The following is a 13934-nucleotide window of genomic DNA, read 5'->3' as shown; positions in this document are numbered from 1 at the left end:
CGGTAACTCCATAACAACAAATTGACACTGCTCAAACAAAGCAATTTACGTGCCTAAAAAGTATGGGTTATAAAATAATTACCGGCTGGTTTACAAGCAATAGCTACACAGCGATTAAGCTTTGTAGCCTCCTTTAACACCTTTCACTGCAATAGCTACAGCATCGTGTGCATGCAGTGATTCATAGTGGTTTATTTGCAGCCAATAATCACTGTAATGGTTTGCCTCTAGCAATGCTTTAATTTTACGCGCTGCATCTTCACAAAACATAAGGTTTTGACCATTCAAACGGGCAAATTCTTGCTCATCTTCACGTTTTACTGCTGCTTGTACTGGTGTTTTAAGCTCAGCTTCAAGAGTGTTAATTAGCGTAACTACGTCAAATTCTTGAACGTTGCTATCAAGCTTTACTTTTACGTTGGCAATAGAGCGCTGCGAGTGGGGAGTCGCTACAATACCTTGTGTAGTGCCTAGCCATTCGTGCACATCTTTTTGGCTCAACGTTTCTTGGTTAAACTTTTCGTTAAACGCGTTTTGTATAAGCTGGCGCGCAAGTGCAGCAGAGCATGGGCACGTTGAAGAATAAGTAACATCTACGGTTAGCTCGTAGCTAATAAAGTTATTTTCAATCGTACTGGTCAGTACAACTGGGTAGCTTTTCCAGCCCGCTTTACCACTTAATAGTGACTTACGGCGTAGCGGTAATTCAAATTTAAATTCAATTTGTGCTTTATCGCTCAGCCCTTCGTGGCTAGTTATAAAGGTATCGAGTGCTTGCGCTATTGTTTGCGGATTGACTTGCTGCTCAGTTGAAAGCAGATCAAGTGCCAAAAATAGACGTGACATATGAATGCCTTTGGCATCTTCTTTATGTAAATTTACAAATGCACGAGCTTTGGCGTTTACTGTAACTGGAGATAAGTCTCGGGATTCAAAAATAAATGGCAGTTCTATTTCGCCCATGCCAACCCAGTCTAATTTACCTGTTTGTAAAGCGGGTGCAGTGTCTGCTATATCTGGCATATTGGTTTGCATGTGCGCTACTCGTATTTTGGGGATAATAAAGCGGGGCATTTTACACTAAATAATTTATTGCTGAAATGATGAGTTTAATAGATGAGCTAAATCAAACATGAAAAATTCTGTTTTTATCGCACAACGTGAGTAGTGGTAGGAGAAAAATGCTAAAATCTGGGAAAATGGTATGTTTATACATACGCATTGCCTTCTTTATATTAAGTACACAGCTAAGAGATAAAATTACGTATGACCGATTATTCTTTGAGCCCTTGGGCTCGGGTACTTTCCAGCTCAATAACGCGATTTGGTGAATTTAAAACCGCTGCTATTTGTTACACTTTATTTTTAACTGTATCTCTTATTTTATCGAGCATGTTTTATTATGTGGCGATAGGCGAATTACACCTGGTTGATATTTTAGCCGTGGTATTTTTTACGGCTGTAGTTTCTCCTTTAATTATAAGTGTGTTGCTTAATTCAATTCGACAACTAGATGCCTCATATGCTTATTTAGATAGCGCCACCAAGCAAGAAAAGCTTTTAAATCAAACCTTAAAAGATAACATTAATCGTCTAAATATCGAAATTGATGAGCGTAAAATGGCATTTCATGCCAAGCACCGCGCTATTGAAGAACTACGACGAGAAATTGCTGAGCGTAAAAAAACACAACAAGAACTTGCTCAACAAAGCATGCTGCAGCGCTCAATAGTAGATTCATCTCCTGATTTGTTTTATTACCGCGATAATAATGGCGTGTTTGCTGGTTGTAATAAAATGTTTGAAGAAGTAATGGGCAAATCAAGTAGCGAACTAATTGGCAAAACGGTTGAGCAAATATTTCCTAGTCACTTTTTATCTGAAGTTTTGAAAACCGATAAAGAAGTAGAGCAAAGCCATAAAGCGCTGACTATTGATGTGGGTTATGAGGTGAATGGTGAAATGCGTTGGTTCGAGCTGCGTAAATTGCCTTTTATAAATGATGACGGTGACTACATTGGTTTACTGGGCTTTGGTCGTGATATCACAAGTCGTAAGGAGGCCGCTCAAGCGCTCGAAACGGCCTATAAAGACAAAGGTAAGTTTATTGCTACATTAAGCCATGAACTTCGAACACCGCTTAATGGTATTGTTGGTTTAACACGAATGCTGCTTGATACTGACTTAAACAAACAGCAGCGTAGTTGGGGTAATACTATATTTTCGAGTGCTGAAACGCTCGGTAATATTTTTAACGATATTATTGATTTAGACAAAATAGATAGAGATCAGCTCGATATAGTGACCAACTCTATTAACGTGTCAGACTTTATAAATGACGTTGTTAACTTTGCGGGCTTAATCGCGGAGCAAAAAGAGCTAGAGTTTGATATTAAGCGCAATGGGATGCTGGATATTTACGCACAGCTCGACCCAACTCGCTTACGCCAAGTTGTTTGGAACTTAATTAATAACGCCGTTAAGTTTACACAGCAAGGAAAGGTAACTCTTGAATGTAGCCGAGAGAATAGAGTTGAAGGCCCGTGGTTAGTTATTAAAGTATCGGATACCGGCCAAGGTATTCCGCCAGAGCAGCTTGCTCATATATTTGATATGTATTACAAGGCGCCAGACTTAAACGGGACTAACGCTATAGGCTCAGGTATTGGTTTAGCTGTAACTAAGGCGCTTGTAAGTGCAATGAAAGGAATAATTACAGTAAATAGTACTGAGGGCGAAGGGAGCTGCTTTACAGTGCAGATACCGCTTAGTTTATGTGTAGCACCAACAGAGCAAAGTTATGTTGGTCGTGGTTTGTATATTTTACTAGTAGAAGATGTACCTCTTAACGCCGAAATTGCTACAAACTTATTAGAGCAACGCGGGCATGAGGTGTTGTGGGCTGAAACCGGTGAAGATGCACTCTCGTTTGTCGAAACCGAAGATGACTTAGATTTAGTATTACTTGATATGCAATTGCCTGATATAAATGGTGACGTAGTTGCCAAGCAAATACGCTCAGACAGTCACTTTGATAAACTACCTATTGTAGCGCTAACGGCAAATGTTCGCAGTGCTGAAGAAGAGCTTGAAGGCATATCAATACAAGGGGCGCTTGCTAAACCAATTAACACAGTGAAGCTTGATAAAATGCTGGCTGATTTATTTGGAATTAAGCAAAGTGAATGCACAGAGCCGCTGTTAAAAGTAAGTGAAGAAGCCCTTAAAGGCATTGATTCACACTTATTAGATATAGAAACAATAGAAGACTTTGTCAATTCAATGGGCTTAGCTGTGTTTAGACGCAGTAGTCAGCTATTCGAAAAGCTAAGTCCACAATATCAGCAAGAGTTACTTACTTCATTAAATACTGGTGATAGAGAAGAGTATGAATCAGTAGCGCATAAACTCAAAGGGGCGGCTGGCTCAGTAGGTCTTAATGATGTGCAGCTTCATGCCAAAATAATGGAGCATGGTGCTATTGATGAATCTGATGAGGTGTTAAAGCAGTGGTTAGATATTCTGGCAGATAAAATAAATGAAGGACAAAAAGCCCTTCATTTATTTTTACAGCAATTAGAGTGAAACTAATTAGCTCTAATTAAGCGTCAATTTTACCAATGAAACGGTAACCTTCACCATGGATGGTGCTGATTAACTCAGACGTTGAGTTATCACTTTCAAAATGCTTACGAATGCGACGAATAGTAACGTCAACAGTACGGTCATTTGCGCGAAGCTCACGGCCTGTCATATGCTTAATTAATTGCTCACGGCTGAAAATGCGACCTGGAGAATCAAGCATTAAACGAAGTGCTCTGTACTCACCTTTAGGTAAACGCTTAGCGTCGCCATTTGGAGAAGTAAGACAACGGCTGTTTTCATCAAGTTCCCAACCATTAAACGTAATAACACCATTTGTTTCTAGTGCTGACTCTTCACCACCTAAGGCAGTACGAGTAATAAGGTTGCGAGCTCTGATAGTTAATTCACGCGGGTTGAATGGTTTAGTAACGTAGTCATCTGCGCCAATTTCAAGACCTAAAATACGGTCAACATCGTTATCACGACCAGTTAGGAATATAAGACCTACTTTACGCTTTTGGCGTAATTCACGGGCTAAAATAAGACCGTTTTTACCAGGAAGGTTGATATCCATAACTACAAGATTAACGTCATCGTTATTTGTAAGCTTGTCATGCATATCATCGCCATCAATGGCTTCAATAACTTTGTACCCTTCAGCTTCAAATAAACTAACTAGGTTCAGTCGAGTTACGTCTTCATCTTCTACGATTAGAATGACTGGCGTTTGCATTATTAATTAACCTTTTGGAATATATTATTTATAAAAAATCGGTGACTAATTTATAACCGATTACTAGAGATTATAGGATTATACCCATTTGTTAACAAGGAAAAAACAAATTGGATAAAAATAAAACAGTAGGGTGTCCAAAGTCTGCTAAAAAGGACAGTGCAAAAACTACTGTTTAATTGATATATACATGGATGTAGCTATTTGAATCATAAAGTCGAAGCCATTTTCCTTTGATAATTGACATATCATTCAATCAAACAAGGTACTTAAAATAATCAGACTAATTCAAAGCAAAACTATATCACTTTTTAACCTTTCATCAATGTATGTGATACAGCAAAGATAAAAAAGTTCATAAATCGCTTGGTAATATTTATTTAAAGCAATTAAATAATGTTACGCACTTATCACATGCCTCATTAATGAGGTCATTAAATGCTAATTCAAGGATAAATTTTAAATATATGCACTTTTTAATAGTCTTTATTTAAGGAATAGTAATTATAAAGCGAGCACCGCGTTTTTCTTCAAGATCAAACATCACTCTTCCGCCAAGTGCTTGTGTTACTAGGTTATAAACTAAGTGCATGCCTAAGCCACTTGCGCCTTGCCCGCGCTTTGAAGTTACAAATGGGTCAAAAATTCTATTTTTAATATTTTTGTCAACGCCCTGACCATTGTCAGAATAAACGATTGTTAATTTTTTCCCGACGAGTTCTACGTCAAAGCGAATTTCATTGTTTTCTTTACCTATAAATCCATGAATTACAGAGTTCATAAGTAACTGCTGAAAAACTTGTTGTAGAGGTTCAGATTTACTATGAATAGCCAAGTCGGTCGGACAGTTGATAGTGACAACAGGCTTTTTGGGCAATAATTCAGATTGAATAGATGTTAAAACATCACTTATTAATTTGTGCACATTAATATAGGTATTTACACCGTCATCTTGAATAACCGCTACTTTTTTAAAGTTAGATATAAGGTCAGCTGCACGATTTAAGTTGCGGTAAATTAAATCTAAGTTTTCAATACCTTCATCTATAAAGCGTTTTAGATGGCTTGAGGTCAGTTTTTTGTCATCAAAGCTTTGCTGTATGTCTGCTAGTTTATCTCTAAGTAACGTAGAACCTGTAATACCTAGCCCTATTGGTGTGTTAACTTCATGGGCAACACCTGCAACCATTTGCCCTAAAGATGCCATTTTTTCGTTTTCAACAATTTGTGTTTGGTATTGATGCATCCGCTCAAGAGTTGATAAAAGCTCTTGATTTGCCTCTCTAAGGGCGATTGTTCGTTGGTTTACTTTTTCTTCAAGGCTTAGGTTTAGTTGTTTGATTTCTTGCTTATCTTTTTCGTGGCGTTCAAGTTGTTTTTTTGTACGCGTAAGCATGATATTTAAACTATTTGAAAGAGCACTTATTTCTTTTACATCAGTTACTGGTGCGCGTGCATCGTAGTTATGATTTTTAGACACATTCTGCAATAACATGCTTAATTGCTCTATTGGCTTAGCTATACGTCGTTGAACTTTAATAGCAATAAAGTAAACAACCGCCAGAATTAATAATGTTAATAACACGTCTATTAATATTTTTCTCTCAATATAAACCTCTAAACTCTCGAGGCTTCCTCGCATATACACATAACCTACTACTTGTTCGTTATCGTAAATAGGGCGGGTTAGCTCAATATGGTCACTGGTAATTCGTGGTGTTTTTAGCTCTTCTACACTGTCTATTCTCAGTGGCACAGGAGGTGTTTTTTTAGCATTAAAGCTAATAAAGAAAACAGGCTTTTGGGATGCTTTTTCTATTGAGTAAATATGTATGTTTTTTACAAGAGGGATCTTTTCAAATGACTTAAGGCGTTTTTCTTCTGTTTTACGATCATCTTCAATTACCGATTGCCCAGCATCAAAAGCTACAATTTCAGAAAGAATAACAAGCTTATTAACTATTAATTGCTTTTGTTCTTTCACGCTTAAATACGTAGAGATAGAAATAGATAACGATAAGCAAATAGCTGTAATAAGCATGATCAAATTAATGAGTGCTTTTCGAATGCTACTTTGATGAACTTTTTTAGGCATTATTTCATTATCGCCTGAGTTAAATTTAATTATTTAGAGTTTTAGTTTAGCAAAGACGTGGAAAAATGAAGGAAAAAAAACTAAATTAATTCTTATATTTATTCGAAAGTTAGCTTGAGCACGTTTGTGCTCAATCATTTTACAAATTTAAATTAGCTGCTATATACAGCAAATTTATTGTTCTTAAATACAGTTTGATAGCTTTCAAACTGAGTTTCTAAAATAGGCGGGTACTTTAAAAAGCTGTTAGCAACAATATTTAGCTTCCCTAATTTAGTTAAATGCTGTTTTGCATTAGCTAAAAATGTTTCTGCTACTGTGTAGTCGGTTGCAATACCAGTATGAAAAGGTGGATTGCTAATAATTAAATCAAACTTGCCATTAATGCTTTTAAGGCCGTCACTTAATATAGCCTCACCATTGATGTTGTTAAGCTTTAGGGTTTGCTGTGTTGCATAAGTTGCCAGCGCACTTACATCACTACACACAAACTCAAGTGCTGGATTATGAAGCCCTAAAAAAGTTGCTATTAAACCTGCGCCACAACCAAAGTCGAGAACTTTGCCTTGCTTAATTGTCGGTGCGTTTTCCAGTAGAACTTTCGTTCCTATATCTAAACTACCGTGATTAAACACTCCAGGAACACTAATAGCTGTAAATTCAGTGTCGGCAACATTAACAACAAACTTTTTATGGTAAGTCGTAATATCAAAGTGAGGGTGCTTAGAAATTTCAGCAAATGAGTAAAGAACGCAGTGCTTAGCTGAATCAATCTTGTTACTAAACTCAGCTTTACCAGCTAGTTGCTTTTCAATTGACTTAACACCACTTTTGTTTTCGCCTACCACTAATAGTTCGGCATCATCAGTAATAGCAGATCGAATATTATCAAGTGCCATTAATAACTCTGGTTTTGATTTAGGGTAGTAAAGAATAACTAAATCGTAGTCGTTACCAGGTATTGTGTGGCTTACATGAACATCAACATCTTTGGTGTTTTTAGCAAACTCTCCGTTAGCATGATTGTAGCTAAACGCAGTTACTTTGCTTTGCGGATTAAGTTTTTTAAGCTCTGTTAAAAAGCCATCTTGAACAAAGTTGACCACCAAGATAGATTTTCCCGTTAGTGCCTCGCTATTACGAAGTAACAGTAAACTTGGGTTGGTTAGTACGCTCATAAATGGCTTTGCCTTACAGTATATTTAGTTTTAAAAAGTAAAAGTGAGTAATTAAATTTAATTATTCTGTGCGCTCAAACATTAAATCCCACACGCCATGACCTAGGCGATGTCCGCGCTGCTCAAACTTAGTAAGCGGGCGTAAATCTGGACGAGGAACATAATCATTTGTTTCTGATTGGTTTTTAAAACCAGGAGCTACATTCATTACTTCGAGCATGTGCTCTGCGTAGTTTTCCCAGTCTGTTGCCATATGAAAAACGCCACCCATTTTAAGTTGGGCTCTTAGCTTTTCAACAAACTCAGTTTGTACAATACGGCGTTTGTGGTGACGCTTTTTATGCCAAGGGTCAGGGAAAAATAGTTGTAGTGTTGTTAAGCTTTCATTAGGTATGCAATCTGCAAGTACTTCAACTGCATCGTGTTCAAAAATACGTAAGTTGGTAATGCCTGCTTCATCGGCATCCATTAAACAAGCACCAACGCCAGGGCGATGTACTTCAATACCGATAAAGTTTAGGTGAGGGGCATTTGTTGCCATTTCGACAAGCGACTTACCCATACCAAAACCAATTTCTACTACTACATCGTTGTTGTTGCCAAAAACTTCGCTTAAATCAAGCATACCGTTTTTATGCTCTAGGCCCATTGTTGGCCAGCATTTTTCGATTGCAGCGGCTTGGCCTTTGGTTAATCGACCTTCGCGTTTTACAAAACTGCGAATGGTGCGGATGTATTTACCTTCTTGCTTAGCTTGCTCAAGGTTAGTGTTGCTTGATTCACTCATATTATTGGCCTGACAAAAACAATGTGTTTAAAAATGGTTGCATATTATCCCTGACCGAGGCCGCAATCACAAGTATTAGCTGGTTTTACACCCCGTATAGCTTGATCTTTTTGTTAACTGCAATAGACTGAGCCGCCATTGGGCATCAGTAAAAGTTAAAAATGTTGGATTTAAATAAAGAACAGTCACACTGGTTTTCTAATCATGTTGTTGATTGGTATCACCTTCATGGGCGTAAAACACTCCCGTGGCAGCTAGGTAAAACACCTTATAAAGTGTGGGTGTCTGAAGTGATGCTGCAGCAAACCCAAGTTATTACTGTTATTCCATACTTTGAAAAGTTTATGCAAAGCTTTCCAGATATTATCGCTTTAGCTGATGCGGATGAAGACTTAGTTTTGCATCACTGGACTGGCTTAGGGTATTACGCTCGTGCGCGTAACTTACACAAAACAGCTAAAATAGTGCGTGACAAATACCAAGGTGAGTTTCCGAAAACACTCGATGAAGTAATGGATTTACCAGGAATAGGGCGCTCTACTGCAGGGGCTGTTTTATCATTGTCGCTTGGGCAGCATCACCCTATTTTAGATGGGAACGTGAAGCGAGTTTTAGCGCGCTATTTTATGATTGAGGGCTGGTACGGCGTTAAAAAGGTCGAAAACCAGCTTTGGCATTTATCAGAGCAGTTAACGCCTAAAGATAATGTTACTGAGTTTAATCAAGCTATGATGGATTTAGGGTCGAGCGTTTGCTCACGCAGCCGGTTTGATTGCGAGGCTTGCCCATTAAACTCAGGCTGTGGTGCTTTTAATGCAGGTAAAGTAAAAGAGTTTCCACATTCTAAACCTAAAAAAGCAGTTCCTAAAAAGAGTTGTCATCAGTTAATTATTCAGTGTGGTGATAAAGTGCTTATGGAAAAACGTCCTAACAGCGGTATTTGGGGCGGATTGTTTGGCTTTTTTGAATTTAATGAGTACGAAGAGCTTCAAATATTTTTAGCTCAGCAAGGCCTGGAGGCTAGTTTAGTAGAGCTTGAAGCGTTTATTCATGTGTTTTCACATTTTGAATTGAGGATTAACCCGTATGTACTTAATGTTAAGAAAACTCCTGATGTGGTAAACGATAAGCAATTAATCTGGTATCCGCTTGATCAATCAATAGAGGTTGGTCTAGCAGCGCCAACTAAAAAGTTGGTTAAACAAATTACAGCAATAGTATAGAATAGCTCCATATTTAGCGTTAGAGAGAATCAATCATGGCACGTACAGTATTTTGTCAAAAGTTACAAAAAGAAGCCGAAGGGCTTGGCTTTCAGTTATACCCTGGTGAAATTGGTGAAAAGATTTTTAATAACATCTCTAAAGAAGCGTGGGCTCAGTGGCAACATAAACAAACAATGCTTATTAACGAAAAGCATTTAAATATGATGGACCCAGAACACCGCACATTTTTAGAAGAGCAAATGGTTGGTTTTTTGTTTGAAAACAAAGATGTAGAAATTGAAGGTTATCGACCGCCTGAAAAGTAATGTTTTAAACATAAAAAAGGGCTATTAAGCCCTTTTTTTATGTTTATTTATTCATTTAACTCATCTTCTTGCTCAGATATTTTAATTTGTTCCTTTAAAAATTGAGCAGCTTTAGAGTATTCAATTTCCAGCTTATCTCTTAACTCTATTAATTCATCGGTTGTGAGTTCACCTTCTTTACATTTATCTTCAAATGCACTTGAAAGTTCTGCCACCGTTTGGGCACCAATTGTCTTGGAGATCGATTTTAATTGATGACACCCTTCAATAATCTCATTTAAGTCGTTAACCATAACGCCGGAATTAATACTCTTAATTAAGCCTTGGCTTTGTTCTAAATACATTTTGAAGAAACGAATTTGCTTAGCGTTATCACCGTTTACATATTTAGCAACAGCTTCCATATCAATAGGTAGTGCCATAGTTTGATGGATAACTACATTCGGGTTTTGGCTTTGTTTATCGCTCCAACGTTTTAGAGTTTCTTCTAACGCGTTCAGCTCTATAGGTTTGGTAATGAAGTCGTTAATACCTACCGCTAAACAGCGCTCTTTTTCGCCTTTAAGTGCGTTTGCTGTTACTGCAATAATGTAAGGCTGTGCATCAATCGATTCTAATAGCTCTGCTTCATTACGGATTTTTTCGACCATATCGTAACCCGACATTTTAGGCATGTGTAAGTCGGTTAAAATAAGTGAGTAATCACCTTTTCTCCACATATCTAGGCCTTCCTCACCGTTGTTCGCTATTTCAACGCCAAAGCCCAGTATATGTAGTTGATCGGTGAGGACTTGTTGGTTTAGAAGGTTATCTTCAACAAGCAAAACCAATTTGTTTGAATTACGTGCCTGCTCAACATTTAAATAGTTATTAAGTGTTTTGGTTTTTTTAATTTGCTTAGGTGTATGTAACCCTGCAGCCACCAATATAGAAAGCATAAAGTTAGATTTACATAGAGGAGAGGCATTAATATAAAAAATGTTTTTATGATTTATAGCTGCTTCATCAAGCTTACTTAGTACAACAACTTGTTGGTTATAGTCCTCTAATGAATAAAATAAACGTCTAAGCAGCGCATTAGTTTTATCCATATTGTCTATGCCATCAGCCACCCAAATAATATCTTGTGAATGCTGGTGCTCTTCAATTTCTTCTTCTGTGTGTGCATAAATTATTTTAGCGCCCATGAACGATAAATAACGGTACATTGTTTTTTCACGTTCTAGGTGATTACTAACTACAACAATTTGCTTACCATTTAATGCACCTTTATGTGCGTACTTAATTTTACCCGATGTGCTAAACGGCAGCTCTACTGTAAATTCACTGCCAATCCCGGTATGACTAGTTACATGAATAGTACCTAGCATAAGCTCAGTTAAGCTTTTACAAATAGAAAGACCTAAACCGGTGCCACCATATTCTCGGGTAATTGAGTTTTCGGCTTGAATAAATGGATTAAATATTTCGCGAAGTTGCGCCTGCGACATGCCTTTACCGTTATCAGTTACGCAAAAGCGTAAGGTAAAGTGATCAGTCGTATTATGAACCACCTCTACTGATATTTTTACATGGCCTTGGGTTTTTTCATCAGTGCTAGTGAATTTAATTGCGTTGCTACATAGGTTATAAAGCACCTGACGTACACGCACACTATCACCGGTAAGGTTGATTGGAATATCAGGTGCTATTGCTAGTTCTAAATCAAGCTCACGTTTTTTAGCAACTGATGAGAGCACTCGAGCAACTTCTTCAATGGTATCGGTTACCGAAAATGGGATCGGGTCAATATTTAGCTTTCCAGCCTCAATTTTAGAAAAATCTAAGATATCATCCAAAATGCTCAATAACGAAAATGCTGATTCACGAATAATTGTACTTAAACGATGTTGAGCGCCATCAAGTTCGGTCTGGCGCAGTAAATCAATAGTGCCTATAACACCATTCATCGGTGTTCTTATTTCGTGGCTCATTGTGGCTAAAAAGGTCGTTTTGGTTTCGCTTGCTCGCTCTGCTTTTAATGTGGCTTGCTCAAGCGCTATAGTACGATTTTGCACTTCGGCTTCTAGGCCATTTTGTAATTTATAAAGCTCTTTTTGTGCGGCGTCATTCTCACTCATCGCAGTCTGTACTTTTTGTAGTAGTAAGTTAATGTTTTTTGCCACTACACCTAAACCAATATCAAGCTGCTCATCAACACTACTATTGTAATTAGCATTTTCGGTGATTGCCTGCAGCTCTTGTGTAAGAGTGTCAGTACTTTTTCGTAAGCGACTATTAATGTACATATTAAACATTAAAGTAAATATAAATAATGCAGCTACGCTTGCTATAGCAATAATGTAGGCAATAACTTGAGAGTTTTGAGCGCTTAAAGGAGCGGTTGGTCGGTTTTGCTTAATAATAAGCTCGCCAATAGGTTGATCGTTTAACAGCAGTAAGTGATGTAGGATGCCTTCTTCTACTAGATGCTTTTCAGTTTTAATTGAAGCGATAGCAGGTTTACTGCTGCTATATACCAATTGAGTACCTGATGTTGGATTGAAGCGATATAGAGTATATTCAAAGTCATCATCTAATAACGACGTTAAATCAAGTAACTGCCTTACTTTACCTTGACCATACATAGTTAATGCATCAACCATAGGTAAGTCTAATCTATCGGCAAGCGTTACAATATTAACAGATGATGCAGGTTGGGCTGTCTTAACTTCAGTTTGTGAATAAAATGAGTGGGCAATAATAGCAAGCGCTGTTACTGCAATATTTATGATTAAAAAAAGAGGTAATAAGCCTTTGACTGGCGATGAAAATTTACTCTGCATTGATTGTTTCCAATTGATGTGATTTTACTACGATAAGTCCCTATCGTACGTATCTAAGCTAATCGTAACATTTACAAAAAATAATTCACTACTGTTTTAGTCTGATTTATTTATATTTATAGTTCGACTTGTGGTAAAAATGAACGTTATTAATAAAAAATGCACTGAGTTGCCTGAAAACCGTTCAAACAGTTATAAAGAATAAAAAAAAAGTTGACTTGTAAGGGCAAAACTCGTTTAATACGCCGCACGCCCAGATAGCTCAGTCGGTAGAGATGAGTGGGGATTGCATTAAAAATCATTTAAGACTTTTAATTAGCACTGTTTAAGTGCCTCGATAGCTCAGTTGGTAGAGCAGAGGATTGAAAATCCTCGTGTCCCTGGTTCGATTCCGGGTCGAGGCACCATTTATTAAAGTAGTGGTGTTTAATCAACAGTTTAAACATTATTACACGTGCCTTAGCACACAGTTTTGTGTGCCGACTTAGCTCAGCTGGTAGAGCAACTGACTTGTAATCAGTAGGTCAACCGTTCGACTCGGTTAGTCGGCACCATTTATATAAAGTTAATTGTAAAGTATCACAATTAATTAGCACAGTTTATGTGCCTCGATAGCTCAGTCGGTAGAGCAGAGGATTGAAAATCCTCGTGTCCGTGGTTCGATTCCGCGTCGAGGCACCATTTACTTTAAGTTCTCAATCTTTAAAATTGAACGTGCCTTAGCACACAGTTTTGTGTGCCGACTTAGCTCAGCTGGTAGAGCAACTGACTTGTAATCAGTAGGTCAACCGTTCGACTCGGTTAGTCGGCACCATTTATTTAAAGTAGTTTGAAAAGAAAAACTGTAATCGGTAGTCTGTTCAAATTACCCGTCGACTCGGTTAGTCGGCACCATTTATTAAGTTAAAGGTTAATTTTATTAATCGGTAACTAGCACAGTTTATGTGCCTCGATAGCTCAGTCGGTAGAGCAGAGGATTGAAAATCCTCGTGTCCGTGGTTCGATTCCGCGTCGAGGCACCATTTATTGAAAAGCCTTGCTTATGCAAGGTTTTTTTATTTTAAGTGCTTTATAAAAGTTCTCAATCTTTAAAATTGAACGTGCCTTAGCACACAGTTTTGTGTGCCGACTTAGCTCAGCTGGTAGAGCAACTGACTTGTAATCAGTAGGTCAACCGTTCGACTCGGTTAGTCGGCACCA

General features: G+C 37.8%; 9 protein-coding genes and 6 tRNA genes. 9 read left to right on the top strand and 6 right to left on the bottom strand.

Annotated features, from left to right (window positions below):
• Positions 1 to 114: 114 nt before the first annotated feature.
• Positions 115 to 1035, bottom strand: coding sequence for a GTP cyclohydrolase FolE2 (gene folE2, locus H5122_RS12760; protein WP_182682383.1), 921 nt, complete (start codon positions 1033 to 1035; stop codon positions 115 to 117).
• A gap of 231 nt (positions 1036 to 1266) precedes the next feature.
• On the opposite strand from folE2, the gene arcB reads away from it, so the two are divergent.
• The gene (arcB, locus tag H5122_RS12755; protein ID WP_182682384.1) at positions 1267 to 3585 is read left to right on the top strand and encodes an aerobic respiration two-component sensor histidine kinase ArcB; all 2319 of its coding nucleotides are present in this window, start codon (positions 1267 to 1269) and stop codon (positions 3583 to 3585) included.
• 16 nt (positions 3586 to 3601) lie between these two features.
• On the opposite strand, the gene arcA is transcribed toward arcB, so the two are convergent.
• From arcA to trmB, 4 genes are all read right to left on the bottom strand, one after another.
• Positions 3602 to 4318 (bottom strand): two-component system response regulator ArcA, encoded by a 717-nt coding sequence (gene arcA, locus H5122_RS12750; RefSeq protein WP_002962549.1) that lies wholly within the window; start codon positions 4316 to 4318, stop codon positions 3602 to 3604.
• Between the two features lie 490 nt (positions 4319 to 4808).
• On the bottom strand, positions 4809 to 6413 hold the full coding sequence (locus H5122_RS12745; RefSeq protein WP_182673996.1) for a sensor histidine kinase: 1605 nt from the start codon (positions 6411 to 6413) through the stop codon (positions 4809 to 4811).
• Between the two features lie 152 nt (positions 6414 to 6565).
• Positions 6566 to 7591, bottom strand: a complete 1026-nt coding sequence (gene rsmC, locus H5122_RS12740) for a 16S rRNA (guanine(1207)-N(2))-methyltransferase RsmC (protein WP_182673995.1) — start codon at positions 7589 to 7591, stop codon at positions 6566 to 6568.
• A 61-nt stretch (positions 7592 to 7652) separates the two neighbouring features.
• Entirely contained in the window at positions 7653 to 8378 is a 726-nt protein-coding gene (trmB, locus tag H5122_RS12735) for a tRNA (guanosine(46)-N7)-methyltransferase TrmB (protein ID WP_007582957.1), read from the bottom strand.
• Between the two features lie 161 nt (positions 8379 to 8539).
• On the opposite strand from trmB, the gene mutY reads away from it, so the two are divergent.
• Positions 8540 to 9601, top strand: coding sequence for an A/G-specific adenine glycosylase (gene mutY / locus H5122_RS12730; protein ID WP_182682385.1), 1062 nt, complete (start codon positions 8540 to 8542; stop codon positions 9599 to 9601).
• Positions 9602 to 9636: 35 nt separating this feature from the next.
• Positions 9637 to 9909: an oxidative damage protection protein gene (locus H5122_RS12725; RefSeq protein WP_002962543.1), complete on the top strand. Its 273-nt coding sequence runs from the start codon at positions 9637 to 9639 to the stop codon at positions 9907 to 9909.
• A gap of 47 nt (positions 9910 to 9956) precedes the next feature.
• On the opposite strand, the gene H5122_RS12720 is transcribed toward H5122_RS12725, so the two are convergent.
• Complete coding sequence (locus H5122_RS12720) at positions 9957 to 12734, bottom strand: ATP-binding protein (protein WP_182682386.1); 2778 nt, start codon at positions 12732 to 12734, stop codon at positions 9957 to 9959.
• Positions 12735 to 13065: 331 nt separating this feature from the next.
• Between H5122_RS12720 and H5122_RS12715 the strand changes: the two genes are divergently transcribed.
• The 6 genes from H5122_RS12715 (at position 13066) to H5122_RS12690 (ending at position 13934) form a co-directional block, all read left to right on the top strand.
• Positions 13066 to 13141, top strand: a tRNA-Phe gene (locus H5122_RS12715).
• Positions 13142 to 13212: 71 nt separating this feature from the next.
• Positions 13213 to 13288, top strand: a tRNA-Thr gene (locus tag H5122_RS12710).
• A gap of 51 nt (positions 13289 to 13339) precedes the next feature.
• Positions 13340 to 13415: transfer RNA gene (locus tag H5122_RS12705), tRNA-Phe, on the top strand.
• Positions 13416 to 13472: 57 nt separating this feature from the next.
• Positions 13473 to 13548, top strand: a tRNA-Thr gene (locus H5122_RS12700).
• Positions 13549 to 13680: 132 nt separating this feature from the next.
• Positions 13681 to 13756: transfer RNA gene (locus H5122_RS12695), tRNA-Phe, on the top strand.
• A 102-nt stretch (positions 13757 to 13858) separates the two neighbouring features.
• Positions 13859 to 13934: transfer RNA gene (locus H5122_RS12690), tRNA-Thr, on the top strand.

The sequence above is a fragment of the Pseudoalteromonas sp. SG43-8 genome (genome assembly GCF_014164245.1).
GTDB lineage: Bacteria > Pseudomonadota > Gammaproteobacteria > Enterobacterales > Alteromonadaceae > Pseudoalteromonas > Pseudoalteromonas distincta.
This window is presented reverse-complemented; position numbering and strand designations above follow the sequence as displayed.

Bases quoted from the DNA above. Each gene is read 5' to 3' on its own strand.
- folE2 (WP_182682383.1), bottom strand. From the start codon at position 1,035: ATGCAAACCAATATGCCAGATATAGCAGACACTGCACCCGCTTTACAA.
- arcB (WP_182682384.1), top strand. From the start codon at position 1,267: ATGACCGATTATTCTTTGAGCCCTTGGGCTCGGGTACTTTCCAGCTCA.
- arcA (WP_002962549.1), bottom strand. From the start codon at position 4,318: ATGCAAACGCCAGTCATTCTAATCGTAGAAGATGAAGACGTAACTCGA.
- H5122_RS12745 (WP_182673996.1), bottom strand. From the start codon at position 6,413: ATGCCTAAAAAAGTTCATCAAAGTAGCATTCGAAAAGCACTCATTAAT.
- rsmC (WP_182673995.1), bottom strand. From the start codon at position 7,591: ATGAGCGTACTAACCAACCCAAGTTTACTGTTACTTCGTAATAGCGAG.
- trmB (WP_007582957.1), bottom strand. From the start codon at position 8,378: ATGAGTGAATCAAGCAACACTAACCTTGAGCAAGCTAAGCAAGAAGGT.
- mutY (WP_182682385.1), top strand. From the start codon at position 8,540: ATGTTGGATTTAAATAAAGAACAGTCACACTGGTTTTCTAATCATGTT.
- H5122_RS12725 (WP_002962543.1), top strand. From the start codon at position 9,637: ATGGCACGTACAGTATTTTGTCAAAAGTTACAAAAAGAAGCCGAAGGG.
- H5122_RS12720 (WP_182682386.1), bottom strand. From the start codon at position 12,734: ATGCAGAGTAAATTTTCATCGCCAGTCAAAGGCTTATTACCTCTTTTT.